Annotated in this window: 20 protein-coding genes and 4 pseudogenes; 11 read left to right on the top strand and 13 right to left on the bottom strand. The window is 50.0% G+C overall.

What is annotated here, in order from left to right:
• Positions 1-383 precede the first annotated feature (383 nt).
• From EKM83_RS10290 to add, 3 genes are all read right to left on the bottom strand, one after another.
• Positions 384-1,232, bottom strand: coding sequence for a polysaccharide deacetylase family protein (locus EKM83_RS10290; RefSeq protein WP_125577129.1), 849 nt, complete (start codon positions 1,230-1,232; stop codon positions 384-386).
• A 63-nt stretch (positions 1,233-1,295) separates the two neighbouring features.
• Positions 1,296-2,120, bottom strand: coding sequence for a site-specific integrase (locus tag EKM83_RS10295; RefSeq protein ID WP_125577131.1), 825 nt, complete (start codon positions 2,118-2,120; stop codon positions 1,296-1,298).
• Between the two features lie 318 nt (positions 2,121-2,438).
• Positions 2,439-3,476 (bottom strand): adenosine deaminase, encoded by a 1,038-nt coding sequence (add, locus tag EKM83_RS10300; protein WP_125577133.1) that lies wholly within the window; start codon positions 3,474-3,476, stop codon positions 2,439-2,441.
• Between the two features lie 621 nt (positions 3,477-4,097).
• On the opposite strand from add, the gene EKM83_RS10305 reads away from it, so the two are divergent.
• Both EKM83_RS10305 and EKM83_RS13600 read left to right on the top strand, forming a co-directional pair.
• Entirely contained in the window at positions 4,098-6,041 is a 1,944-nt protein-coding gene (locus EKM83_RS10305; RefSeq protein ID WP_125577135.1) for an acyltransferase family protein, read from the top strand.
• 110 nt (positions 6,042-6,151) lie between these two features.
• A pseudogene (locus EKM83_RS13600) lies at positions 6,152-6,391 on the top strand (ABC transporter ATP-binding protein); the annotation flags it as partial.
• 154 nt (positions 6,392-6,545) lie between these two features.
• Here the strand turns inward: EKM83_RS13600 and EKM83_RS10310 are convergent.
• Positions 6,546-7,569: pseudogene (locus EKM83_RS10310) on the bottom strand (IS30 family transposase).
• Between the two features lie 366 nt (positions 7,570-7,935).
• On the opposite strand from EKM83_RS10310, the gene EKM83_RS10315 reads away from it, so the two are divergent.
• From EKM83_RS10315 to EKM83_RS10325, 3 genes are all read left to right on the top strand, one after another.
• A complete protein-coding gene (locus EKM83_RS10315) occupies positions 7,936-8,685 on the top strand; it encodes a hypothetical protein (RefSeq protein WP_125577137.1) in 750 nt (249 codons plus the stop codon).
• A gap of 366 nt (positions 8,686-9,051) precedes the next feature.
• Positions 9,052-10,746: an oleate hydratase gene (locus EKM83_RS10320; RefSeq protein ID WP_125577139.1), complete on the top strand. Its 1,695-nt coding sequence runs from the start codon at positions 9,052-9,054 to the stop codon at positions 10,744-10,746.
• A 505-nt stretch (positions 10,747-11,251) separates the two neighbouring features.
• Positions 11,252-13,099 (top strand): DUF5776 domain-containing protein, encoded by a 1,848-nt coding sequence (locus EKM83_RS10325; protein ID WP_164505650.1) that lies wholly within the window; start codon positions 11,252-11,254, stop codon positions 13,097-13,099.
• A 13-nt stretch (positions 13,100-13,112) separates the two neighbouring features.
• Here the strand turns inward: EKM83_RS10325 and EKM83_RS13620 are convergent.
• From EKM83_RS13620 to lepB, 5 genes and pseudogenes are all read right to left on the bottom strand, one after another.
• Positions 13,113-13,223: pseudogene (locus EKM83_RS13620) on the bottom strand (IS982 family transposase); the annotation flags it as partial.
• A 135-nt stretch (positions 13,224-13,358) separates the two neighbouring features.
• Positions 13,359-13,826: a hypothetical protein gene (locus tag EKM83_RS10330; RefSeq protein WP_125577143.1), complete on the bottom strand. Its 468-nt coding sequence runs from the start codon at positions 13,824-13,826 to the stop codon at positions 13,359-13,361.
• A 49-nt stretch (positions 13,827-13,875) separates the two neighbouring features.
• Positions 13,876-14,151, bottom strand: a complete 276-nt coding sequence (locus EKM83_RS10335; RefSeq protein WP_125577145.1) for a hypothetical protein — start codon at positions 14,149-14,151, stop codon at positions 13,876-13,878.
• A 405-nt stretch (positions 14,152-14,556) separates the two neighbouring features.
• A pseudogene (locus EKM83_RS13625) lies at positions 14,557-14,685 on the bottom strand (IS982 family transposase); the annotation flags it as partial.
• A 201-nt stretch (positions 14,686-14,886) separates the two neighbouring features.
• Entirely contained in the window at positions 14,887-15,471 is a 585-nt protein-coding gene (gene lepB, locus EKM83_RS10340; protein ID WP_125577147.1) for a signal peptidase I, read from the bottom strand.
• 185 nt (positions 15,472-15,656) lie between these two features.
• Between lepB and EKM83_RS10345 the strand changes: the two genes are divergently transcribed.
• The 3 genes from EKM83_RS10345 to EKM83_RS10355 all read left to right on the top strand — a co-directional run bounded on the left by EKM83_RS10345 (position 15,657) and on the right by EKM83_RS10355 (position 18,085).
• Complete coding sequence (locus EKM83_RS10345; RefSeq protein WP_125577149.1) at positions 15,657-16,049, top strand: cytidine deaminase; 393 nt, start codon at positions 15,657-15,659, stop codon at positions 16,047-16,049.
• A 267-nt stretch (positions 16,050-16,316) separates the two neighbouring features.
• Positions 16,317-16,667, top strand: a complete 351-nt coding sequence (locus EKM83_RS10350; protein WP_125577151.1) for a PadR family transcriptional regulator — start codon at positions 16,317-16,319, stop codon at positions 16,665-16,667.
• A 2-nt stretch (positions 16,668-16,669) separates the two neighbouring features.
• Complete coding sequence (locus EKM83_RS10355; RefSeq protein ID WP_125577153.1) at positions 16,670-18,085, top strand: DUF4097 family beta strand repeat-containing protein; 1,416 nt, start codon at positions 16,670-16,672, stop codon at positions 18,083-18,085.
• A 330-nt stretch (positions 18,086-18,415) separates the two neighbouring features.
• Here EKM83_RS10355 and EKM83_RS10360 read toward each other — a convergent pair whose 3' ends face one another.
• Positions 18,416-18,661: a hypothetical protein gene (locus EKM83_RS10360; RefSeq protein ID WP_125577155.1), complete on the bottom strand. Its 246-nt coding sequence runs from the start codon at positions 18,659-18,661 to the stop codon at positions 18,416-18,418.
• Positions 18,662-18,893: 232 nt separating this feature from the next.
• On the opposite strand from EKM83_RS10360, the gene EKM83_RS10365 reads away from it, so the two are divergent.
• Both EKM83_RS10365 and EKM83_RS10370 read left to right on the top strand, forming a co-directional pair.
• The gene (locus tag EKM83_RS10365) at positions 18,894-19,436 is read left to right on the top strand and encodes a MarR family winged helix-turn-helix transcriptional regulator (protein WP_125577157.1); all 543 of its coding nucleotides are present in this window, start codon (positions 18,894-18,896) and stop codon (positions 19,434-19,436) included.
• Between the two features lie 190 nt (positions 19,437-19,626).
• Positions 19,627-20,427: a hypothetical protein gene (locus tag EKM83_RS10370; protein WP_125577159.1), complete on the top strand. Its 801-nt coding sequence runs from the start codon at positions 19,627-19,629 to the stop codon at positions 20,425-20,427.
• Positions 20,428-20,529: 102 nt separating this feature from the next.
• On the opposite strand, the gene EKM83_RS10375 is transcribed toward EKM83_RS10370, so the two are convergent.
• Both EKM83_RS10375 and EKM83_RS10380 read right to left on the bottom strand, forming a co-directional pair.
• On the bottom strand, positions 20,530-21,849 hold the full coding sequence (locus tag EKM83_RS10375; protein ID WP_125577161.1) for an MFS transporter: 1,320 nt from the start codon (positions 21,847-21,849) through the stop codon (positions 20,530-20,532).
• A gap of 598 nt (positions 21,850-22,447) precedes the next feature.
• The gene (locus EKM83_RS10380; protein ID WP_125577163.1) at positions 22,448-22,969 is read right to left on the bottom strand and encodes a DUF1440 domain-containing protein; all 522 of its coding nucleotides are present in this window, start codon (positions 22,967-22,969) and stop codon (positions 22,448-22,450) included.
• A gap of 226 nt (positions 22,970-23,195) precedes the next feature.
• On the opposite strand from EKM83_RS10380, the gene EKM83_RS10385 reads away from it, so the two are divergent.
• Positions 23,196-25,466 (top strand): ATP-binding cassette domain-containing protein, encoded by a 2,271-nt coding sequence (locus EKM83_RS10385; protein WP_125577166.1) that lies wholly within the window; start codon positions 23,196-23,198, stop codon positions 25,464-25,466.
• 92 nt (positions 25,467-25,558) lie between these two features.
• On the opposite strand, the gene EKM83_RS10390 is transcribed toward EKM83_RS10385, so the two are convergent.
• Complete coding sequence (locus tag EKM83_RS10390) at positions 25,559-26,734, bottom strand: PucR family transcriptional regulator (protein ID WP_225418659.1); 1,176 nt, start codon at positions 26,732-26,734, stop codon at positions 25,559-25,561.
• Positions 26,735-26,966: the final 232 nt, after the last annotated feature.

Genomic DNA, 26,966 nt, shown 5'->3' on the forward strand with positions numbered 1-26,966 from the left:
GTGAAATGAAGCGCTATCCTTAGTTTACCGTAGTTAGCGGGTGGCGGATAGGGGACAATTGGAATTGGGTCGGTGATGAGGGTGGGATTATTTGCGGGGAGCGGGGGCACTTGGTCGACTTAAAAAGGACTGCAGGGGCACCGCAGTCCTTTGTGTAAAATCTAAATAATTAGCCGCAACGGTTTCAATTTGAAATTAGCCTTTAAACATAAAGATTCCCCGTACAATTTCCGCACCAATCAAAACAATCATCGCTGACCAGGTAATTAATGTTGCCACGCTCCCCATAATGCTGACCTCCTTGTGAATGCTTTAACTTCACCTTCATTGTACGCTGAAGCCAATCTTATCGCAATGGGTGCGCTTACATCAATGGCGCTTTTTTACGAATTGGTCACCTGAATCAAATCAGCAAAAGTGGCTAGCGGCATGCCAGGGATGATGCGTAGCCGTGAGAGGTTGTAGCGTCCTTGGGACAGTTGAGCCACGCCCTCTTGGGTAGTCAACGCCACGCGGTAACCGGCTTGTTTGGCCAGACGCCGAGTTGTTGGGTTCGCCCGCCCGGCCGGGTAGCACAGCATTTGGGTGTTCTGGTTGAGATGCTGGTCAAGCCAGCGTTTGGAATCGACCAGTTCTTGTTTCTGTTGCGTGGCCGTCAAGGCGTTCAAATCCAGGTGTTGAACCGTGTGGCTGGCAAAGTCGACGCGGCCCGTGGCCTTGAGGACTTGCATTTGGGCCAACGACAGGTGGTCGGATCTGTGGGTGAAGCCTGTGATGGCGTTGATGGTGACGTGTTGGTGGTTACGTTTAAGCGTCGGCAACAGTTTCTGATTGTCTTTGTAGGCGTCATCCAACGTGATCCAGACGACCTTCTTCTGTGGGACCGTGTTAGTGGTCAGCGCACGGATGGCCTGAGTCGTGGTCAACGTTTGGTAGTGATGGCGTTTTAAATAGTTCAGCTCGGCAACGGCCTGGTGCTGGGGCACGCGCAGTTGATTGCCGGTCGAGATGCTGTGATACATCAAGATAGGCAGCTGGAGCGGGTGCTTGAGTTTGACCCACGGGTGGGTGGGCTTGACCTCGGTGGCCGAGACGTCTTTTTTAGTCAGCCGGTTGTGAGTGGCTGGTGCCGTTCGAACGTTGGTGTGCCGCGATTGTGTGACCATGACCGCACCTAAGATCATGATGACCAGCGCGAAACAGCCCGCCAGCAGTCCCCATTTTCGTTTCATCGTGATTCCCCCAAAAGATAGTCTTAACTATAGTATAAGGGGGTTAAACGAAAAAACCATAAATTAGTCAGCCCGCTGGCTTAATCGCCGGTAGTAGTCGATGGAATCCGGTGGCAAATGAAGCGCCGAAATGACTTCACGGTCGGTTTCCTGCGGGTGGCGTCGGAGATAGTTAACTAAATAACCTTGGTAGAGGACGGTCGGGCTGAGAGCAAAGCCAGTGACGGCCTCATCGGGGCGCAAATACTTGTGCAATCCCGGCAATGTCAAATGGGGATCGGCCGCGGCCCGTTGTTTTAAGAACCAGTCGTCACACTGAAAACGCAACTGGAGTGGCCGAACAAATTCGCGGAATTCCTGCAAAAAGGTTTGTGCGCTGGCCGACCAGTTAGCGGTGGTCAATTGCGCGGTCACGCCAGGCTTCAGGAAGCTTTGTACCGGATAGCCGTGCGCCACCAGCAACAGGGTCAAGCGTGTGTAAACGTGAAGGCGCCGGTCGGCCAAAAGGTCATCGAGGTGGTCCACCCAGCGGTAGTTCAACGGCTGGGCCGCCTCTTTGGGCTTGCTTTTCAGGTCCAATGTCGGTAGGTAGGGTGTCCAGTTGTGGGAGAACAGAAATTTAAAATAGACGTTCAGGTGCGACAACACCTTGTTGTAGGTCTGGTTTTGAATCTGTCGGGCGTCGACTAACATGGCCAGGTACTGCTCAACGTCTTGCGTTTGTAGCTGATTGACCCGGTGCTCACGCTGGTAAGTCGGATTGAAGTTTTCTAAGTACTGAAAGAAGTCCTTCAACGTTGCCGTGTACTCGTCACGCGTGGCCGCGGCCATGGAGCGCTGGGCCAGCTGCCGGTTGAAGGCGTCTTGGTAGGGATAGGCTAACGGCATCGAATCGCCTCACTTTCTAAAAATTACTTTAACCACAGTATAGCACGGGAAACACACTAGCTGGCCGCCTGCCGTTCGCCAACTAGGGGCTGGAACGCGGCGGGCGGAAACAAAAAACGAATCTGGCTAAATTTGCCAGATCCGGTTAGGGTTAAAAATTATTTCGGCTGTCTAGTGCTCACGAATCGACTATATGCCGGTAGCGAGAGCCTCAAGATCAGGAGGGAGACAACGGCTAAACCAATAGTCGTTGACAACCGCTAGCGAACGGTAAGGCGGCCAGCACACACACCGTTGCCCATACCGCCAGCCTGGTAGTTAAGCCGTCACAGTTTCCGCTGCTTGGACTTTGGCGCGGAGCTGGGCTTTTTGTGCTTCCGGAATAAATGCCCCATCAATCGCGTTCAACGTCAGCTTCTTCAACAAGGACCAATCCAACCCGAACTGGTCGTGCATCTTCATGATTTCACTGGTCAGCGTCACGTCGGACACGGTGCGGTCGTCGGTGTTTAAGGTGACCTTCAAGCCGGCACTCAAAAATTCGGCCAGCGGGAAGTTGGCGTAGCCGTCAACGGCCTTAGTCTGAACGTTGCTGGTCGGGCACATTTCAATCGTTGCGCCAGCGCGTTTGGCTTGAGCAATCGTGGCCGGAAAGCCGCTCATGTGGACGCCGTGGCCGATGCGCTTGGCTCCCAGGGTCAAGGAGACCGCCACGTTGTCGACGGGGCCAGCTTCACCGGCGTGCAGGGTAAATGGCAAGCCCGTGGCCAGGCCGGCTTTGACGGCAGGCGCCAGGTCGATGGCTGGGTGATTGTATTCGTCACCAGCGAAATCGAGGCCGACTACGCCTTGATCAGCGAACTCAGCGGCCGTTTGGAAGACGTTGATGCATTCGTCTAACGGCCGGTCCCGCATGGCACAAACGATGGCGTTGACGGGAATCCCGAATTCCTTTGTTCCGGCGTGCAGGCCGTCCAGCAAGGCGGCAATGACCTCTTTGACTGACAAGCCCTGAGCAGTCGAAATCTGCGGGGCAAAACGGGCTTCCAAATAGATCAGGCCATCCTTGGCGGCAGTGGCGACCATGTCGCGACCGGCGATACGCAACTGTTCGGGCGTCTGCATCAGGTCGGTCACGATTTGGAAACGCTGGAGGTACTGAATCAGACTATCAGTCTCCAACGGCGCACTGGTCAGGTTATGTAAGTCCGCGTCGCTAGCGGGTAGCTCGGCCCCCGTGACGGCAGCCATTTGCCGCAGAGCTGCCAGGGACAGTGAACCGTCCAGATGGCAGTGCAACTCGACCTTGGGATAGCGTTGGACATTTTCTTTAGTAAAAGGTTTAACGTGGGACATCACGGAACTCCTCCTTCAATGATTAGCTTCCTCTTAGTATACCATGTAAGCGCTTAATTCTCAGTGAAAATTTTCCTCAGCCGGATGGTCCAGTCCAAAAACTAGCGGTTGGGTCGGTCACCTTACCAAGCTAGCAGATGACAGGTGTCCGGCCAAAAATAAATTCGGCAGATTAGCAGAAGCTCCGGCACGCGATTTATGGTCCCCCGTAGAATAATTAGGGGGTGATATTTAGGCCTAATCGTGCTAATATGTAGGCTTAGCTGGCACGAGCGACTTCCCCGGGTTGCCCCATTTAGTGGTTAGTTATCTGACTTTACGCGGGCAACTTAATCCGGGGAAAAGATGACAAAGATGTCAAATTTTACATTTTGTGAAATTCGCGTAAAATCATTGTTTCGGTCGGGCAAACATTATATGATTAGTTTAATTAAAACGAGGCATTCCTGGGTAGTTCTGGACTGAACCGCCGTCATGAATTGACGGTTTACAAGTAAATTACCGTTTCACATATCAATAGTCTAGACAATTAGAGCAACTTAATCACTTGGCGTACCACCATTTGGGGGAGTATGACCAGTCTGACAGTTACTGGTTTTTTGAAGAGAAGGAGCAATGAACATGGATCAATCTTACACGCGGGTCTCGCGAGAATTTATTCGCGCCCAGCGCGCGGGCAAACGGCGGTACATAACCGGATTCGATGGTATTCGGACCTTAGCCGTTTTGGGGGTCATTATTTACCATCTGGCACCATCGACGCTACAGGGTGGGTATTTGGGTGTCCCGATTTTCTTTGTGGTGTCGGGCTACCTGATCACTTATTTGTTGATTCAAGAGTGGGATTCGACCCACAGCATCAACATCCTGGGCTTCTATGGCCGCCGATTGAAACGCCTGTATCCGGCGCTGGTCACGATGCTACTCGGGACCACGGCTTACATTACCTTGTTTCAGCGCAACCTGTTGGCCAATATTCGGGGGACCGTCTTGACCAATATGATTTACGGCTATAATTGGTTTGAAATCAAACACGGGCAGTCATACTTCGACCGGTTCAGCGGCGAGTCGCCGTTTACCCACCTCTGGTCGCTGTCAATTGAAGGGCAGTTCTATCTGGTCTGGCCGTTCGTGGTCTTGGCTTTACTGCTGTTCTTGCGTAAACGGGCGCGAGCAGCCGCCATCCTGTTGGGCATCGCGATTTTCTCGGCAATTCTGATGGCCATCTTGTATGACCCCGCCAATACCAACCGGGTCTACTATGGAACCGATACGCGGATGTTTGCGATTCTGATTGGTACGGCGATGGCCTTCCTGTGGCCGGCGCATAAGCTCAACGCCAACGTGACGCCGGCGCACCGCTTGATCCTAGACATCGCCGGGGGCCTTTCGCTCCTGACGCTGGTTTACATGTTCTTTACCATGAACGGCCAAGCGGCCAGCACGTATCGTGGCGGGATGTTCTGGTTCACGGTACTTTCCGGGATTTTAGTCGGTACCGTGGCCCATCCGGGGAGTGACCTGAACCGGGTCTTGAGTAACCCCATCTTCAGTTACGTAGGCCAACGCAGTTACGGCATTTACCTGTACCAATTTCCGGTCATGATTTTCTATGAATCACGCATCAACATCGGCAATCATCCGCTGTTCAACTCGTTGGTGGAAGTGGCCTTGATTATGCTGGTCACGGAAGTCAGCTACCGCTGGATCGAAAATCCGCTGCGGCATTACCACTACGGCCAGCTGACCAACGACGTGCGGACCTACCTGCAACAACCGGGGGCCCACCGGCTGGCCAATAGTCTGGGAGTCGTAGCCGCCCTGTTGTTCGGTTTGACGGCAGTCGGCTTCGTCCAACAACCCGCTGCGGCCAAGCCTACCGCATTGCAGCAGACGATTACGGCGCGGCAAGCAGCAGCGAAGAAGAAAAACGAAGCGGCAGCCAAGAAACAAAAGGCTTTGGCTAAGCAAGCTTCTAAGCTTAAGCATGACAAGGCAGTGGCCTTTTCGAAAATGTCCGCCGCCAACCAGAAGACGGCTAAGTATTACTTCTTGACGGCTGATGAGCTGTTGACCAGTCAACAAACGCCGCTGACGGCTGTCGGTGATTCCGTCTTACTGGATGACTCGGGCGACCTGCAGAAGATCTTCCCAGGTGCCGTCGTCGATGGTGCGGTTGGCCGTCAAGCCGATGCGGTACCGGGCATCTTGAATAGTTTGAGCCAACGTGGTCAGTTGGCCAAGAATGTCTTGATTAACATTGGGACCAACGGCTACGTGACACCGGATCAGGCGGACCAAATCGTCCACGCCATCGGTCCGGATCACCAGATTTTCTGGGTCACGGCCCACGTGCCAACGCGTGAATGGCAAAATTCCGTCAACAGTCGGATTGCCAAGACTGCGGACAAGTACAAAAACGTCCACGTGATTGACTGGTACGCTAAGGCCAAGAATCACACGAGCTGGTTCGTCAGCGACCACGTGCACCCGAACGACCACGGGAACCGCTACTATACGTCGCTGATTGCCAAGAGCATTTATCAGCAGACTCACAAACATTAAACGAAAACGGATTGTCGCTTCCTAGGATGGGAAGGGCAATCCGTTTTTTTTCTAGCAAAATGGTTACCGCCACTCGCCTCATCATAGTCATCTGATTAGGATCAGTTGCGTTAGATGAGCCAACTTCAGCGTTAGATCCAATTTCAGAAGCAGAAATATATGAGCACTTCGATAGCCTTGTAAAAGGGAAGACAGCTATATATATTTCTCACAGAATGAGTTCCACACATTTTAGCTCGCGTATACTAGTTATTAACAATGGAAAAATTGTTGAAAGTGGGGATCACCAAATGTTAATGAAAGAAAGGGGACTGTATTATAAAATGTATTCAGAGCAAGCTAAATACTACCTGAAATAAAAACTCATGCTTGGAAATTGAGAGATAAAGAATAAACGCAATTCTGGAAATTTTTTGATCGCCGCAAATTGCAAGAACAAGTTAGCCACTGAGGCCAAATACTGATACCAAGGGGTTCTCAGGGGCTTGGAGAGGAGCGATACGCCTAGCCGAAGGCGCCGGCGAAGCGCTCAGCTGGCGTTTGGAAGCCCAGTTGGCGACGAGGCAAGTTGTTTAGCTTGTCGGCCGCCTTGGCAACGTCAGCTGGACTGATGGTGTCGAGGGATGTGCCCTTAGGAAAGTCCCGGCGAATCATGCGGTTATGGACTTCGTTTGAGCCGCGCTCGCTGGACGTGTAAGGATGTGTAAAGTAGACTGGGGCAACTGATACCATGACTTGCGGAAGGGTCGCAAACTCGGGACCATTGTCCGCAGTAATTGATTCGATAATGGGCCCGTACACAGCGATGATTGACTTCATCGCGTAGGCCGCTGGATCGGCGTTGCGACCGTCAATTAAGCGGATAATTTGGAAGCGCGTCTGGCGTTCAATCAACGTCAAGATGACACTCTCTTGACCATCGCGCTTCCCGACGATTGTGTCGATTTCAAAATGCCCGAACGTCTCACGAGAATCCACTTCCGCAGGACGTTTCTCAATACTTTGACCCAATAGGCGCCGATACTTGTGGGCGGTGCTCACGTGCTTTGGTGGGCGACGGCTTAACTTCTCGGCAAGATCTAGGTTACAGATCTCTAGGAACCGTTTATCGATGTACTTGTACAACGTCTGAGTGCAAACCATCTCTGCCGGTCGAAAGAGTCTAAGTGCTTTAGCTCGACCGACCACAGCGTCTGGTGCCCAGCCATCGGTCTTAAAGCACTCCACAAAGAAGGCCAGGAAGTCCACCACTTGTGTGAACTTGTATGGCCGGTGGCAGGCCACCCGTTTCTCGTGATAGCGTCGTTCAGGTAGACTTCATGGTACTTTTCCTGGCCGTTAACCCGCTGTTTATTGGACACCAAGCCTCGCTTGATTTCGTTACTGATAGTCTTGGTGACTGACCCCAATCAAATCAGCTATTTTACGGCGAGAATAGCCGTCATGGTTGAAGTAGACCAATGTTTCCACGTTCTTTCAAAGTTAGATGGTGACCCTTGGGGCGATTCATGGTAAGCTGTTCTTGCATCAAGACGAAGACCTCTTTCGCGGTCAGAGATTCCGCCTGCTATGAAGGACGCCGCCAGCCTGGGAAGACTAGCTGTTTGCATTTGGCAATTCAAATTACTTATCCCGGACATGCGTTACCAAGCGTGGGGGGACAGCGCTACTGATGAATCACCAGAAATGCCGTCCTGCCGGCAACCACAGATAATTCACTTACGCACTTATTTTGGCCGTTGATGTTAGTTGGGTTAATTTACAACCGGACGCAGATTTTTACAGATTTTTGCGTTATTTCCGGCAATTATTTCGGCTAGATTGGGCGTGAGCGTGCTATTATACAGAGTGAATTCAGGGATGGATTCATCTATAATCTATGGGGGGAATTATCATGATGAAGAAAGTAGCAATGATTGCAGCAGCTGCAGCAATGGTATTACCATTAGGCTTAGGGGCAATTGCGCCAGCCCAAGTAGAAACGACGGCATTTGCGGCCGCTAAAGTTGCCGCTAAAAAGACGACGTTAACGTTAATCAGCAGCCAAAAGATGAAGAAAGCTGCTTACCACGTCAAGAGTGGCAAACCAGTACTGTATAGCGCAGCATTTGCCGCTGACAAGGCTAAAGTCACCATGGCTAAGAAGGGGACGTTAGCTGGGGAAAAGACTTATTACGCAACCAAGAAGATTGTTGTCAAAACGAAGGCAACCAAGAAGGCTAAGGCAAAGAAAGTCACTTACGCTTACGTTAAGACGGCCAACAACAAGGTCAAAGGCTGGGTGGCACTGTCCAAATTAACGGCTGGTAAATTCATGGCAGCGGATGGCAAAAAAGTTGTGAAGAAAGCCGCTGACAAGGTCACCAGCAAGACCTACACGTTGGTAAGCGCTAAGAGCATCAAGAAGGCTTCATACCACTTCAAGAGCAACAACCCAGCTGTCTTCACCGGCAAATTCGCCGCTGACAAGGCAAAGGTTACGCTGACCAAGAAGGGTGTTCTGCCAGACAGCAAGACCTTTACGGCAACCAAGAAAATGACGATCAAGCAAAACAAGAAGAACGTGAAGTACCTCTACATCAGCAAGCAAGGCTGGGTTAAGGCATCTGCTTTAACTGCCGGCAAGTTCATGGCTGCTGACTAAGTAGACGATGGTTTTATTGAAGGCGTGAGACTTTGGTCTTGCGCTTTTTTATTTTGAAGCGAAAACTTTTCCATCTAACGATACCTAGAAAGCATATGGCGTGCTCACAATCTCGCACTATGATATCCTAAGAAAAACTCAATTGCACACCAAACAGTCACACCAAATGAACCGCCGTCCACTCCAGATTGGACTACCCAATTTTCCCAAACTCAATGTAACACGACCTGTTGCAATTGCCGTCAGATTAAGGTTTCCTAGCGTTTCTTAGAAATAGCTAATTTTAAAAGTAAACGCTTTACAATGCATGACAAAGCAAGCATAATGGAAGCGTAAAAGGCACATGAATCTACGGAGGTGTTTTTGATGGTCAAGACAAAAGCAGTAATGATCGGTGCGGGTTTAGCCAATATGGCCGCAGCGGTTTACCTGATTCAAGAGGCACATTGGAACGGTAAGCAGATTACGTTCTATGGAGTCGATATGCATGGGGCCAATGATGGTGGCACGACCAGCGAATTCAGTGATGAATACTGGAACAAGAACCATCCCCTGGACAACCGGACTGGCTACGTTGCTCGGGGTGGCCGGATGCTGAATTACCGGACTTACGTTGATTTAATGGACTTGCTGGACCGCATTCCTTCAGCCACTGAAGAAGGCATGACGGCGGCCGAAGACACGCATGACTTTGACGCGCACCACCGGACCTACGACAAGGCACGGTTGCTACAAGGCGGCAAGGGCATCATCGACGGCGGCAAGCTGGGACTGAACAACAAAGACCGGGTACTGCTGTCCAAGTTAGTCCTCATGCCTGACGACGAGGAAACCAAGCTTGATAACATCACGATTGCAGAATACTTCAAGGACGACCCGCACATGTTCCAAACCAATTTCTGGTACATGTGGGAAACGACTTTCGCCTTTAGAATTGAAAGTTCCGTCCAAGAATTACGGCGCTACATGCACCAAATGATTTACGAATTCACGCAAATCGAGCATTTGGTGGGGGTCAACCGGACCCGCTACAATCAATTCGAAAGTATCATGTTGCCATTGATCAACTACCTGAAGGATCAAGGGGTCACCTTTATTGACAACCGCATCGTTACGGATTGGGAATTCGCAGACAGCCCGCTCCAAGACGAAATTACGGTCACTGGCTTACACGTCAAGAATCTGGAAACGGATACCGAAGAGCTGGTCGACATTGATGACGATACGGCGGTCATCTTCACCAACGGGTCTATCACGGATTCCGCAACGATGGGTGATTACGATACGCCAGCGCCAGAAAACATGGAATACGGCATCAGTGCCGCACTGTGGAAGAAGGCCACGGAGCGCTTCTACAACCTGGGGACGCCTGACAAGTTCTTTAACGACCGGAAGAATTCCGAATGGGTCAGCTTCACTCTGACCACGAAGAACCACCTGTTGTTAAATGAAATCACGCGGATCACGACGCAAGTACCTGGGAACGCGTTGAACTCCTTCCTGTCCACGACGCCAATCACGCCGCTGGGCCAAAAGGACGTCAACATGTCCATCGTGGTTCACCACCAACCTCATTTCACGACCCAAAAGCCAAACGAATCGGTTATTTGGGGTTACTTCCTGTACCCACGGCGGACGGGTGAATTCGTCCACAAGCAGTACATCAAGATGACGGGGAAAGAAATGGCCCAAGAACTGATCGGCCAATTGTCCAAGGTCGACCCAGGGCCAGTGAACATCAAGAGTAAGGAAACGGAAATTATGGACAGCATCGTCAATAATATTCCAGTCTACATGCCTTACGCCTCAGCCCTCTTCAACAACCGGGCCAAGACGGACCGGCCAGAGGTCATCCCTGCGCACTCCACGAACTTAGCCTTCACGGGTGAATTCGCAGAACAACCTTACCAAATGATCTTCACGGAACAAAGTGCGGTTCGTTCGGGTGAAATTGCCGCTTACCACTTCACGGGCATTTCGATGGATAACTTAGTCGATACGCCGCGGTACGACAAGGACCCAAAGACCTTACTGAAGGCTACCAAGAAGATGTTCAGTTAAATATCCGGGGTATCAGCAGTTAAGTGGGCGTCTTCCTTGCGACTGCCAATCACTTAGCATACTGTGGGCACTGCTGCTACCCTACATGAAAGGAATCTGCCGGTTGGTGGGTTCCTTTTGGTTTGGGGACAGGAACTAAGCTAATTTATAGTGAGCAACTTTCACAATCAATGCAATTTTTAAGTGTTAATGGACTTGTCGAATAGGAGGTGCTTGAGAAGTGCTGTTGAGGAAGCTTTAGCAAAAAATATCTTCAAAAGACGATTAAATCAGCGCTAATTATAGCTAGACTTAATTGGCCATCTGGCTAAGAATGCTTTGGATGATTGGGCGGCAATTCGAATGCATTTTTAGCCAGAACTGACGAACTGGGTGGTGCGCGAAAACGATTTTACCCGGATGAACTGTGTTAGACTGTCCTTGATGAATGGTACATTTTACTAATTTAATAGTTTCGTTTTGGAGTATAATTTTTCTTTTTAGCCTGACGAGGAGGGGCAAAATCATGAAGATTAGTACAGTTGGCCTGGCTGTGGTCGCGGGACTTACTTTAGGAAGTGTTCAGGAGTTAGGGGGATTTTCGGCAATATCACTGCCCGGAATTGGGTCTATGGTTACGGCTAAGGCAGCTACGGCTACGGATGCTGTTGTTGACGAGAGTCCTGTAGACGTCGATAGTTCTGATAACCTGTTGCAGGGATGTTCATGGAAAATGACGGCGGACGGTGTGCTACATCTTAAAAGTGGGACATTGCCTATAGCTTATACGAATGACCAGAACAACACGTATCCACCCTTTTTCAATCTGATGAATATAGAGGCGAATAAGGGTTATGTAGTGACGACTATCTCATTCGATGGTAGTGTTAATGCACCTGTTAATGCAGCGTTTCTTTTCGGTAACTTTCTTACCAAGGCACCAAAAATTGAAAATTTAAATCGCTTAGATACCAGTCAGTCTACTGATTTTGCTTATATGTTTTATAAAGATCAAAGTCAAAATTTAGATGTATCTAGTTTGAATACCAGTAAAGCGACGGACCTACATGGCATGTTTATGGCTGCCAAGGGTATTAGTGGGTATGAGCACTTTGATACTGGTAACGTCAAAGATGTGGGCGATTTATTCAATAGTTATGAAGCTGGTAATGGCTCGGCTACAGTAGACTTATCACAGTGGGACCTAAGTAAGGTGGTTCCTGGAGATGGGCCAACTTTAAATGATAGACCCATGGCAGGCGGCTTCCAAAATATGTTTGCCAGCAGTGAAATTAAGCGGGTTGATTTGGGTAATGCTGAAAGTTTTAGCCCGACAAGTGCCTTAGAAGGTATCTTTGCTGACAGTACTGTTAGTGAGATTACCTTGAATCCTAAAGATAATATGAATGGGTCTGGGCTAAAAGGACCTGACGAAACTCAAACTGGTTACACGGGAAAATGGGAGAATATTAAGGATCAGTACATTAAAGGGGAAAAGCCTACTTACGACACAGAAGGGCTAGTTGCCATGTACAGTCCTGATAGTTCGACGACACCGACGGATAATGAAACCTACATTTGGGAGCCAGTAACAACGCCAGGCAACCCAGTGACCGTCCACTACGTTGACCAGAATGGAAAGACTATTCAAGCCGACAAGCAAGTTCCTGGTGACTACGGTGCGACGTACAACATTGCTCCGGATAAGATTGCCGGTTATGACTATGTTGGGTTCAAGGATGGTTCATTAACCGGGACTTATGATTCAGATGCCAAAGAAGTAACTTTGACGTACAAGAAAGCTACGCCGACTACTGGTGGTACGGCCACTGAGCCGGCTACGGATTCAACCAGTGAGGCGACCAGCGAAACACCAGAAGCTGACCAACCACAGACTAACCCGACCAATCCGGTTGCCAAGAAGAATCGGGCCATCACGGCCGTCAAGAAGCTGGGCTTGTACCGGACACCGAACTTCAGTAAGCGCACGCGGATTGCCTACTACCCGAAGCAATCGCGGACCAAGCGGCCACAATTTGTGATTCTCGGCGTGGCCCAATCCAAGAATGGGGTTAAGCGTTACCTGGTCCGCGACGTCAACCACGGTACTAAACGAGACGGTAAGGCGGGTTACATCACGGCTAAGCAGGCGTTTAGCAACCATACCTACTATCAAAGCAATCCGAAGACAGTCAAAGTACTTGCTAGGGTCAACGGTTACCGTAATAAAGCGTTGAAGCATCAAGTTAAGACTTACCAGCCAGGCAAGATCCTTCACGTTAAAAAGCTAGTCCACTACCGCCTAACGACGCGGCTGGTCCTACGTGACGGGACGTTTGTTACTGGGAATAAAGTGAAATTGATTATGCAATAAGATACGTCTGGTGCTAGTTGATTTTCTTCAAGGTATAAACTAGTAGGCATTGCTCAATTATAGTTTGAAATCCACTCAACGAATGTGCCCGGTTCTTTTCAAGACTAAAGCTGTTATTCCATTGGAGTGTCCACCGAAAAGGAAATTAACTAGGTGGACACTCCATTTTGTGTTTACTTGAGACACGTGATTAGTTATTGTGAGCTGCAATGGTGGCGATTTTGGCATCAAGTAATGTAGACACAATTCCAACTGCACGCTATCTTATGAAGTAATATTGTGCCATTAATATACTCAAGAATAAAATTAGCAGTACAGGTCCAAGAATGATGCCGAAAATATCAATGACTGTATGAAGGCCCTCGCTATAAGCTGCGATTTCAAAAAGTCGATAAACTCGTTTGGTATTAATGGCTGCACCACCAGCAAACGCATAATAGACTTTATTATCAGCTCTTTCACGCAAGGCTATGGGTGTACCTCGGTATTTTCGATAATGACCTTCAATCAATTTCTCACCCACAATACATTCAAGGGGGAAGATTAAAACAAAACTAAAAGTCAAATACCACGATACAATATCCCAAACAAAAATAAACCTTCCATACATCCAGCGGCAATTTAAAAGAATCAAGATTAGGTACGTTGTAATCCCTAAAATGTAGGCAGCAACATAGTTTGCCTTGTGTTTTAAGCTTGAATCAATTGTCAATTTACTAATTTTCATATTTGGTACCTCCAAACCAGGAGTACCTTACTTCATCAAACGCTAGCGGCTATCCAAATAACGACATAGCCCATCCGAAAACATCCGCTCCTACGCCGCTACCGCCTTGAGCATACAAAACACTTTCGGGGCCGGAAGATTCCAGCTGGTAATTCGCTAACTTAATCTTTAATTTTGGTTTCTTTGCCTTGTGCCGCGCTGCTTTGGTTCGCTCAACACGAGATTGACGAGCTGCTGGCACTGTTTTTGCAGCAAAAGCTGAAGCTGGTGCACCAGAGAGAAATAACGTGGCCGCAATTAGAACGAAAATCTTTGACTTTTTCATACAAATTTCTCCGCTAATTTAAACTCACATACGCCTGCCTTATAAGGTGTGTCGAATTATATTCCTTTTTAATGAATCTTCTGTTTAAAGCTCCTGATTAAGGTACTACCCGGTACTAACCGGTATGTTTCCCTTGAATCCCGTGGCTGTGATAACCCTGGGAAGGGATCAACAAGCTGATGTTCACGGCATCGTCATTTTTTCCATTAAAAAGTCAGACGGTGGCTGCTCATGCCCTTTCAAGGAACTTTCGTCTTATCATCTTAGTATCGGAATTCCACGCTTCATAAGCTAATATTTATGTAAATAGTAATTATTCCAAAGATATACAGCAGTGGCCGGAACTAAATTGAATTAACTTGAAGGCAGGAGGGGGTGTAATAAATAACTTGAAGACGCCTGGTGCTAGTTGATTTTCTTCAAGGTATAAACTAGTAGGCATTGCTCAATTATAGTTTGAAATCCACTCAACGAATGTGCCCGGTTCTTTTCAAGATTAAAGATGTCATTCCATTGTGAAAATATGGTCTCAATGTTAGGCTATTTTGTTTAGAATTACAATGAACTAGCACCAAGCGTAAATTAGCCTTTAGTGTGGGTAGCTTAACTAATAGTTATGAAAGCGCCTTTATCGGGAACGGGACTCGAGTATGAATTTTTAAAGTGTTCAAATTGATTATGCAATAAGATGAATAAAGCATCCGGACCACCATTGCTGGTTGAATCCGGGTGCTTTTATTTTGCCAAATCATTCACGTTAAGTCGATGTTGCTTGGTACCTTGCCAGAACGGTACCTTGACCACGCCCATGACCTTTTTGGCATTGACGTAGCCCCAGGCCCGGCCGTCTTCGGAAATGCTGCGGTGGTCGCCCAAGACGAAGTAGTGGCCCTTGGGAACGCGGCTTCCTTGATAATGCCAGTTACCAGCTTTGGACAGGCTCTTTAGCGACCAGTTGCCAGTACCGCTGGTCCGTTCCGCTTCACTGATGAAGGACTGATCAATCTTGTGCTGATTGACGTAGAGCACGCCATTTTTACTAACGACCTTGTCGCCTGGCAGGCCAATCACCCGTTTGACGTAGTTGGTATTCTTGGCCGCCGTGGGGTCTTCACCATACGCATCGAAGACGATGACGCTTAGCCGTTTGAGCTTCAGCGGCTTAATGGTAAACATCCGCTCATTGTTGACCAGGTTGGGTTCCATTGAGTCGCCGGAAACTTTGACCACTTCAAATAAGTAGGTCCGCACCAGCAGGACTAAAATCACGGCCACCAGTATGGGGATGACCCAGCTCATAATACTCCGAAAAATTTTCATGTATGTACGCTCCCAATTGATTGTTGACGTGAGGTTAGTGTAGCACAGTCTATCGACCTCTTTGCCAGTTTGGTTAAAAAGTTAAGAAAATAACTAGAAAGTTTGTGCAAATGGTAGCGTTTTCATTGAAATTATGTAACAATAGGAGACGTAAAACCTTTAACTACAAAAGAGGAGGATTCATCATGGCAGATCAACAAGAACTTTTGCGCGTCGCCACGGCAATGCTGGACAAGGCTTACACCCCATATTCACACTTTCACGTTGGGGCAGCGGCAGTCGGTGCCAGTGGCAAGGTCTATGGCGGCTGTAATATTGAAAATGCTTCGTATGGTGCCACCAACTGTGCGGAACGAACGGCAATTTTCTCCGGTATCGCAACGGGTGAAAAACATTTCACAGCCTTATTGGTTACCGGAAATACGGATGGCCCCATCGCCCCTTGCGGTATTTGCCGGCAAGTCATCGCCGAGTTCTTTGACGCGGATGCGCCCGTCTACCTGACGAACCAAAAGGGCGCCTTCACGGAGACCACGGTCGAAGGCATTCTCCCCGGCGCCTTTACGGAGCTGAAATAGCGGGCACATACTTGGAAAATTAAATACTTAGCATTTGTAGCGGTTAGTGAGTCACGGGCTAACCGCTTTTTGGCGTGGTCAGGAGGAGACTGGTGGAGCTGGCCGCCTTACCGTTCGCCCACCGCGGTCCAGTCTCATAGTTGCCGAACGGCAAGGCGGCCAGTTCACACCATGTATCAAGAAAAATACTATTTCAAACAAATTACTTTGACACACACAGTAGTACGTGGTACAGTAATGTCATCGAAAAGCAAAGGGAGTGGCACCATGGCTGAGGTTATTTCCAAAGATTTAATCCGGGGCCATACGGATACGATTATTTTGAACATTCTCCAGCAAGGCGACAGCTATGGTTATCAGGTGGCCAAGCAGGTCAAGGCGTTGAGTCACGGGCATTATGAACTGAACGAGGCCACGTTGTATACGGTCTTTCGCCGGCTGAAGAAGAATGGCGCGCTGACGGACTACTGGGGGGATGAATCCCAGGGTTCACGGCGTAAGTACTACCACATCACGGCGACAGGCCAGGACCTGTTGGCAGCCAATACGGCGGCCTGGCAGGTGGCTAAGCCAATCATTGATGATTTAATCACAGGCAAGATCTCTGAGGGGGACTAATCATGGACGATATCACGATGGAAATTCGGACGCGGCTGGATCAGCTGTTCAGTCAATACCAGCCTTCACGGGCACTGACGGAGTTAAAAGAAGAATTGGTGGGGGACCTCACGGAGGCCGTCACGGATAAGATCAATCAGGGCCAAGACGCCACGGCGGCCATTGATGCGGCGATGGCGGACCTGGGTGATTTGGACACACTACTCAAGGAAGTGGCAGCCGATGACCAAGCAGGCGCGGCGGATGACGAGGACCAAGCAGACCCAGACAGCGATTCCCGGGTTCAAATTGGTAAACTCCAAATCCACGGCGACAAGGTCAGCTGGGGTGACCACGTGTTGGTCGATGGTGAAAATGACAAGGTGGATTTGGGCAAATTGGTCCAAGTCGATGGCGACCACGTGCGGGTGGCTGATGGCCTGGTCGACGTGGACGGTGACGATGTGAAAATCAATGGTGAACATCCTCGGCGGACCTTCGTTGAGTCCCTGCGACTGGTAAACACCCAGTCATTTGCGGTCACGGACCTGAGTCGTTTGGAAATCAACTACCGGGATGCGGCGGTGAAATTAGGCCCGGCCAATGCCGATGAAATCGTGGTCAACGAGTATATGAGTCGGGATAACGCGCGGTATTATCTGCGAGCCAGCCACCACGGCAGTCTATTGAGCATCAAGCAGGGCGACCGGCCGCGGTTATGGCCCTTACACGCCCGCGCAGAAATTTTCCTCCCTGCAAAATTGGCTGGTCAAGTCAGTGTTCACGTGGGGAATGGGAGCCTAGAGATCAGTGATCTGCGGGCTCCAGTAGCCGTGGATGCGCATGCCAGCAATGGCAGCATGCGGGCATTTGACGACCATTTGACACGGTTGACCATGCGCTCAGCTAACGGGTCGATTCGGTTGGATCAAGTCACCGGCGAACAGTTGGCCTTAGACAGCAAGAACGGGAGCGTGACCGTTAAGGAAAGCACCGGGACTGTGCGGGTCGAGTCACACAACGGGACCATCCGCTTGGTCGATCACACGGGGAACGCCGATGTGCGGAGCCACAATGGGGCCATCAAATTGGACGGCTTGACGGGAGACGTTCAGGCGGCCACGGCCAACGGTTCGCTGCGCGGCAAGCGTCTGAGCGGTGGTGGCCGGTATCACACCGACAATGGCAGTGTCAATCTGCAATTCAGCCAGCTGGCCCAAGACGTCCAAGTCGATAGCCAAGGCGGTAGTACCACGCTGCAGATGCCATTACTGACGGATTATCAATTTGACCTGAAGAATCGCAATGCCAATCTGCGGGTACCGCAAGAGGCGACCCTGAGCCTCAATGATGAACATCACAAGGTGGGAACTGTGGGGGAGACCGCGACCCATCAAGTCCGCGTGCGCGCCAATACAGGAAGCATTCGCCTAAGTTAGGGGTAAACAAAAAGCCTATCACAGTCAATTTTATTGACGGTGGTAGGCCTTTTGTGCAGCAATTGGTTTAGACAGTTCAATTTAATATCCTATATAACTTTCTAATTGTTACCAGTTCACTGAAACTGTGGTCAGTCAAAAGCCCTGGGAGGGGGTATAATCAAGGTAGACTAGGACTAACTTAAAAGGGCTTTTTGGCCAATTGCGGATTGACCGAAAAACCAGACGGCGGAACTAACCACAGCATTTTCGATGAATTGTAAAGAAAATGCCAACAATTTAGCAAAAAAGGGTTTATTTTTTGCTGAGGAGAGGCGATACTAGAAGAAGCTACTGTTGCGGATTTTCATAAAGGTACCACCAAGACTGTGATTGGTGTAACTTGACCTGACGCACTTCGGTGAGGGGTAACTCCCGGGTGCGACCAGCTGATAGTCCCAGAAAAACGGTCGTGGTTGATAGGTAGTCGACGGTTCCCGTATAAGTAACGTTATTGAATATTAGCGTGGTCACCTGATTGTTTTGGTAGGCCAACTGGAGTAGGCGTTTAATTGATTGACTGACACGTGGCATCATGGCATCACATCCTTAATGACTGAGATTAATTTCATTATAGAACATACGTTCTAGTTTTGGAAGACAATTTAAAACATTATTGGATAACTTGATTTCATGGTAAAATGTACGGAGGGTTGTTCATTTTGTCTGTCGGTCCGGTGAAAACGGCCACCTCGGCCTGTGATGGTAGACAATGATGAATTAAAATGACAGCGCCCGGCGCTGGACTAAAAGGAGTAATGGACTGATAATGACAGAATCGACTAATGAGGCTGTAACTGAAGCAGAACTGAAAAAAGAATTTGACGATCTTTACATGCACATCTTCAAGTATATTGGTGACTTTGTCTCCATTCCTACGCAAAAATATAACTTAACCTTTGAGGCCTTCATGGTCATGGATAACGTGGCTCGTAGTAAGAACGGCCAGACCTTGGTTGAATTGGCTAAGCTCGAAGGCGTCTCCAAGAGTGCCATCGCCCGCCAGGTTAACGTATTGTTGAAGGAAAATTACGTGATGCAAAAGGTTGACCCTAATGACCGGCGGGTGAAGTACATTACTTTGACCGCGGCTGGTAGCCGGGTTCAACGTAACTTGTCACAAGCCACTGATGAACGGTTCCACCGTTGGTTAGAATTCTTTGGCGGCAAGGACGAAGCCGAACGCTTCATCAGAGTCTTGCACCGCGCCAACGAACGGGCCGTGGCTGCTGGCTTCGTTGGGTTCGACAGCTTGCACGACAAGCGTCGTAACTCCAACCGGAGCCGGGGCAGTCACAATCACGCGGATTAAGCTGAATCATTATTTCGGGAAACGCTGGCTGTTGGGCTGGCGTTTTTTTGTTTAGCGCGGACCAAAAGAGAATGCGGGCGCTAAGTGCTGGCTGTTAGTCGGCATTTTTTACTCGGCGAGACAGAGTAAATTCAGGTATAATGAGTGAAATCAATGGTGGTGATGCGCCGCCAGAAAAGAGTAGGGGCTAATGAAAAAGTGTGCAATCGTGGGGGCTGTTGTCCTGGCATCCTTGGGCTTAGGCGCCTGTGGCCGGCAGTCTGGTCGAAGCCGGCAACAGACCCGGGACATTGCGTTCGGTCAGACCGGGCAAACCGAACGGCCGCGGGTGTGGTATTTCGCCCGGAGTCACGGCCAGCCGAACGCCCAGACGCCGCTGCGAGCCATCGTTGTGACGCAAAAGGGCCGGGCCCGCGCGTATCGGGTGCCGAAATCGGTGACGTTGGGCGCGGCCGCCAAGCTGTCGACCAGTCAGTTAAAGCAAACAGGGGTGGCTTGGGCCAAGCAAGACTTTACCCAGCAACGGCGCGCGCTGATCAAGACAGCGCAAGCCGAGCTGACCGCGGAACGGCAGAATTTGAAACGTAACCAGAACGCCACCGTGGTGAGCTTCGCGACGATTAAGACCGACCGGCGGGTAATTGCCAATATCCAGCGCCGACTCGGCCGACTACAGCGGACCCAATTTAAGCAGCCGAGTTCCCAGCCGTTTGCCGTGACGGTGAAACAGCGGGGACGCCAGGAAACGCTACACGTGGCGGTTGACAGCTTGGTGAAATCGAGCAGTGACCCGCAGGTAGGCGCCTATCGTCAAATGACGCAGCCAATTGCGCCGGTGCCCTATTCGCGGGTATCAGAGCAGGCAATACAGATTGGCTCAGTGAAGTTGGGTTACTACCGTGGGCCCCACGCTGGCGCCTCGGAGTACGCGTTGACGCGAGTGGAACGCCCGGGGGATCAGGTGAAATTGGATACGACATCAGTAAAATAGTCCGTTCCCTCATGGGGAGCGGACTATTTAAAGTTTTCTAAAGATACCATCAAACGGGTGATTAATTCACCCTGAATTTCGTTAGTACCAGTAGGAACGCTATTAAGCGCCCTTGATGGTGGCTTGCAATTCCTTTTCGTTATAGAACCACAGGACGATGAACATCACGACGTACAGGGCCAGGGGAATCCAGGCGTAGTTGAGGATGATGGTGTGTTGGGTCGCTAGGTTCTGGGAATGGTTGGCGACGTAGCCGGATAAATGCAACAGGCCGGCCGTGACCAATCCGCCCAAACCTAGACCAACGTTGACACCGAAGTCATCCGTGGAGGCTAAAATGCCTTCGGCTTGAATGCCCAGTGCCATGCCGTAGCGAATCGTATCGGCAATCATGATGGAGACCAGCCCGATGATCAGGCCGCCCCCAATGGCGTTTAGCAAGATACCGATGAACAGGATGCTGAGCTGATTAGTCATGACACCCAGCGTCAAGATGAGTTGGCCAGCCCCAGCGGTTAGGATGCCGCGTTGCATGGTGGCCTTTTTGCCCCAGACGTTAGCGCCCTTAATAATCAGGACGACGCCAATCAGGGCCGCAAAAGTGAAACTGTTGGCCAAGGGGACCAATTTTTCACTGTGTTGGATGTATTTGAAATAGTAAATCGTCGTCTGGTTCTTGATGGCCGTGGTCAACCAATATAGTAAAATAACTGTGGAAATCACCAGCCATGGCTTATTTTTCCGTAACATTTTACTAACGGCAGACCAGGATTGATGGGACTTTTCGGGATTGGTGAACCGTTCGCGCACGTGAAAGAAGGTGTTGAGGATCAGGACCAGCGAAATCAAGCCGAAGAGCACGATGGTCAACAGGAAACCTTGCTGCTGATTACCGTGGCCGAAGAAAGCGACCAACGGCAGGGTGAAGACCGCCACAATGATTTGAACGGCGCTCCCGCCAAATTGGCGAATCACCCCGAGCAGGGTCAGCTCCGACTCGTTTTGCGTCATCGTGGGCAGAATCGACGTGATCGGTAGGTTGACCGCCGTGTAAAAGAAGCCCAGTCCCAGGTAGGTGACGTAGGCCCAGACGAGTTTGCCCGTGCCGCTAAATGGCGGCGTCACGAAGGTCAAAATGGCAAAGACGACGTACGGTAAGGCGTACCACAGGAAAAATGGGCGACTCTTCCCCCATTTGGAATGCGTGCGGTCAATCATCAAGCCGATAATCAGGCTTTCTACCACGTCAGCCAGACGCGCCACGATAAACAGAATCGCGGCGGCACTGGCAGATAGACCGTAAACGTCGGTATAGAAAAAGAGCAGGTAGGTGGTCATCATTTGGAAGACCAGGTTGTCAGCGGCATCACTGAGGCCGTAGCTGATGCGCTCGGGCCACTTGGTTTGCCAAGGCTTGTTCAATGGGTATTCCCCCTTAAGTTCTAGTTCTGATGGGCATGGCAGATGAAATGGGTGCGCCTGCGCCTGTCTGACTGTCCGCCCATCGTAGCGCGTCGCCATTACGATGCCTGCGGCTGCCAGGGATTCTGCCTGCTATGGGGACCACCTGCAGCCTGAGAAACGGGCTTCCGGTTCGCTTGAAAGCCTGACCAAAACCGTCAGTCTCTCAAGTCGTCCCACGCTGTAGGCTGAGAAAAGACCCCAGCCAACACCGTCGACACAGCTGGCGCCATCCCTGGCCTCCTCCGGCAGATTGGTGGTGGTCATGAAGTTTGGTGTTGGCACCCGGCTGGTTGTTGTTGAACCAGTCGGCTTCATCACTGTTGAGGGTCAGCCACTACCGTAGCCGAGAGTGGCGTGCCAGCTGCGTTCAGCCGTGGGAGTTTCCTTAGCAGCGATCTTTGCCGGTTAGGAAACTGGCGTCTTTGAGACGTGCACTGCGGCTCGAAGCGAGTGCCGAGACCGTCCTTCAGGCTGCCCACAGCGTTCCAACGCAGCTGACGCGCCACGGTAGGCGGACCGCCTGCGGGTACGGGCTTGCGCAATTTCAATTTGCAGACTAGTGTCGGCGACTTTCCTGGGTCAAACGCCGGTAGACTTCGGCGCCAACCAGATCGTTGGTGACCATCCACGCGATGTGGCCGAGTGCTTCGGAGACGTGTTCTTCCTTAGGCTGGTCCGCCGCTGATGGTACGGTGCCCATGGCTGGCATGATGCCCAGGTGAAAGGCAATCCAGATGGCCAGGCCGAACCAGGTCCCGGCGTCTTTTTTCACGGCCGGAATCTTTTCCCCGACGATTTGATAAAGGACGGCGAACGTGGTCGAGAAGCCAAAGTGAATGACGTAGCTGACCCAAGGCAATTGGTGACCAGAATAAGTATAGGTGGCGTGGGTCACTTGCTTGGGGATGCCAAATTGTTCCAGCAGCGTCTGCGGTGGGTTGGTGGCGTCGCGAGCCGCCGTGCGGGGTGGCAGGACGTTTTCCCAGCCAAGTTTGACCAAACCAGAGACGATACCGGCTGCCCCACCGGCGATGATAGCGGCGGGCAGATTGAGGGGATGACGTTTAAATAAAGACATAAAAGATTTCCTCCTTCAATTAATTCTACACGTCAAATTATAGACTTTTGCCAGCGGTTTGGGGAACGTTTTGATTGTGTGATTTTGTACAAATTGTGCGCCGCAAGTGGCCGGTTAATCTTGCTTAAGAGCTGACCGGAATCGGGACGCCATTTCCCACAAAAAATTAGAGTATGTTAAGGTGAAATGGTAGTGTTTCGCAGCGAAAAACGAGAGGAGTAACGGGATGCAACCAACATTTGAAAAAGGGTTTATCGACATCAAGGATGCCACGCAAAACAACCTGCAACACGTTAATTTACGGGTGCCCAAGTACGAAACGACGGTGTTCGTGGGCTTATCGGGGTCGGGGAAATCGTCGCTGGTCTTTGACACGATTGCGGCGGCCTCACGACGGGAATTGAACGAGACGTTTCCCAGTTTTACGCAACAGTATTTGCCCAAATACGGCCAGCCACACGTCGGCGACATTGAACACTTGCCAGTCGCCATCGTGATTGAACAACAGCGCTTGGGCAAAAATGCCCGTTCGACGCTCGCCACCTACACGGGAATTTATTCGTTGATGCGCCTGCTATTTTCCCGCATCGGTAAGCCGTTCATCGGGTACTCCGACACGTTTTCGTTTAACCTGCCGCAAGGGATGTGCCCGGACTGTCAGGGCCTCGGCTACGTTGACGACATTGATGAATCCAAGCTGATCGACCCGGAGAAGTCGTTGAATCAAGGCGCCATTACGTTTGTCAGCTTCGGCCCGGACACGTGGCGGTGGCGGCGGTATGCGACCAGCGGGTTATTTGACGACGACAAGCCCATCAAGGACTACACGCCGGAAGAATACGAAATGTTGATGCACGCGCCGCAACAAAAGCTGGCTCATCCCGGTGAAGGCTTTCCGCGAACCGCGCTGTATGAAGGCGTGGTGCCCCGGATTCGCCGGTCGGTGATTGGCAAGAAGGAAGCCGAACATCACCGCGAAGCCATTGCGGAAATCGTGACGCGCAAACCGTGTCCCACTTGTCACGGTACGCGGTTGCGGGCCGCCGTTTTGACCAATCACATCAATGGCAAGAACATCGCCGAGGTCACAGCTATGGACTTGCGCCACGTGCTGGCATTTTTACGGGGCATCACCGAACCGTTGGCGACCGACGTGGTGCGGGAACTGACCACCAAGATTCAGTCGTTGGTCGATATCGGCCTGGGCTATTTGACGTTGGACCGCGGCACCAGCTCGCTATCCGGTGGGGAAGCCCAGCGTATCAAGATTGCCAAATACCTGACCAGCGCGTTGGTCGACATGGTCTACATTTTGGATGAACCCAGCGTCGGTCTGCATCCCCACGACATCCAGCTGGTCAAGCAGGCGTTGACGCGGCTGAAGGACAAGGGCAACACGATTCTGGTGGTCGAGCACAATCCGGCGATGATCGACTTTGCCGATTACGTGGTCGAGATGGGACCGCTGGCCGGGCAAGGCGGCGGGACGGTCACGTTTACCGGGACCTACCCCGAACTGCTGGCGTCGGATTCATTGACGGGCAAATGGCTGCGGCAACCGCACCATTGGGGCGCGGAACGGCAGCCGACCGGCACCTTACCACTGCGCCACGTCACCCAAAACAACTTAAAAGATGTCAACGTTGACGTGCCCTTAGGCGTCATGACGGTCATTTCCGGGGTCGCCGGTTCCGGGAAGTCCTCGTTGGTCACGGCACTCAAGGGTCAGCTCAAGGACGACTACATCGACTTGGCCCAAGCGCCGGTCGGCATCAACATTCGCTCCACGCCGGCCACGTATTTGGGCATCTTGGACGAGATTCGTAAATTGTTCAGCAATGCCAACGACCGCGTGGGCACCAGTTTATTCAGCTACAACGGCAAGGGCGCCTGCCCGCGGTGCAAGGGGAAAGGCGTTACCATCACCAACATGGCGTTCATGGACCCGGTCGTGCAGACCTGCGAGTTGTGTCACGGTAAACGTTACAGTGACGAAGCCCTGCAGTACACTTATCAGGGTAAAAATATCGCCGAAGTCCTCCAACTGTCAGTCAAGGTGGCCAAGGACTTCTTTGCCGACACGCCGAAATTAGCCAGCCAACTGGGTAACTTGGACCGCGTCGGCCTGGGCTATTTGACCTTGGCCCAACCCCTGACGACGCTGTCGGGTGGCGAACTTCAGCGCTTGAAATTAGCCGTGGAACTGGGCAAGCGTGGGACCGTTTACCTGTTGGACGAACCCACGGCCGGCTTGCATTTGCAGGATACCGACCGGCTATTGAAATTGTTCAACGACCTGGTGGCCGCCGGCAATTCCCTGATCATCATCGAACACAACCTGGCCGTCATCGGCCAAGCGGACTGGTTGATCGACATCGGCCCCGACGCCGGCCGTTACGGGGGTCAGATTCAGTATAGTGGCACGCCGCGTGAAGCCGTGAAGGTGGACCAGTCCCGGACTGGCGTGGCGTTGCGGCAGTGGATTGCGGAGAATTAAACTGATAGGTATTGAGAATAAAATATAATGGGTATTACTTAGCCATTTTGACCAAGTGATACCCATTATTTTCTTAAATCATAGAATGGCTTTCATTCTTGAACATCCAGTAAATTTAAAGCAGTTGCAATGTACAGTAAAAATTTATCATTCGTTTTTTTATAATCTAACCCTGTTTGTTTTTGGATAGTTTGAAGGCGATAACGAATTGTATTGGGGTGGGTGTACAGCTTATCTGCTGTGTTTACTAGGGATTCATTTTCACTAAAGTATGTGAGTAGTGTTTGGCGTAATTCTTTCTTCTGTAGAAGGCCATCAAGTTCTTTTGGATAAAAATCTTTTTCCTGATGTTGATGCAGTTCGTTAATTACTTTCCATAAAGAGATTTCATGGTAGTAAGTTAGACTATCTTCGCGATTGAGAATTTGAGACATTTTAAGACTAAATTGCGCCTCATCATAAGCTTGGTTTAGTTCCTTAGCACTGTGTAAGTCAGAAATGCCGATATGAAAAGCTTTACTCAATGTTGGTATTGAAGACTTTAAAGAGTGAAAATCTATCTTGTGATGCTTAGCTGTCTTTTTAGAACTAGTCGCTAGAAAGATAACAATCGTTGCTCCTTTGGCTGTTTCCAGTAAGAAGTAAGTTAAGATACGTTCATGTTGTTCCCAACTAATTAAAGTAGTGCGAAGTTGGCCAAATAATCGGAAGAGTGATTTGAATCTACTGGGAAGTTGGGTAGGATGAGAGAAACGTAATTGAATAACGCAAGCTGTTTGTTTATAGAGATCAATATCTTTAGTACTTGAAATGAAGTCGAAATCCGTATCCGAGATATGGTGAGACTTTAGTATGTAATTTAAGTCCAAATCAATCATATGGTCGGTTTGACGGTCATAAAATAAAAGTTCATTAACATCATTCATTACTTGTAGGTAGTTGGTTTCAACCGCGATACTGAAAATCGGAAATTTAATAGACTTTGCATGAGTAATAAGGTAACTTGGTGCATGATATTTGCCAGATTTAGGCTTGATGATTAAGCAGCAGGCATTGAGACGGGATAACCGGTCAATTAAGGCAATTAACTGCTCATGTGACTGAGGTAAGGTCTCGGAGTTAGTTAATAATACTTCCCCACCTCGTACCCATTTTTCGACACGAATATCTTCCATAATTGTGATAGCTGATATTGGACGATCAGTATTTTCAATGTTGTATATTGGGAAAATCAAACTTGAATTCTTGTGTAAAACTTGAGAAAGCATAATCAAGAAAATCATCTCCTTGTGTGTAGTTACAATAAAATTGCGAAAATCATTGTAAGAAAGTACTAATTATTGTTGTTTATGGAGAGCGTAAAATATCTTGTGTAAACGCACAAAAGATTTCTAAATTGTATAGAAATAGGGAATGCCTTCCCTTATGATATTTAGTAACCACAGAAAACATCACAGGAGGCATTCCCCATGAATGAACTTACCACAGAAATTATCGCTG

The organism is Levilactobacillus angrenensis, from assembly GCF_003946085.1.
Classification (GTDB): domain Bacteria; phylum Bacillota; class Bacilli; order Lactobacillales; family Lactobacillaceae; genus Levilactobacillus; species Levilactobacillus angrenensis.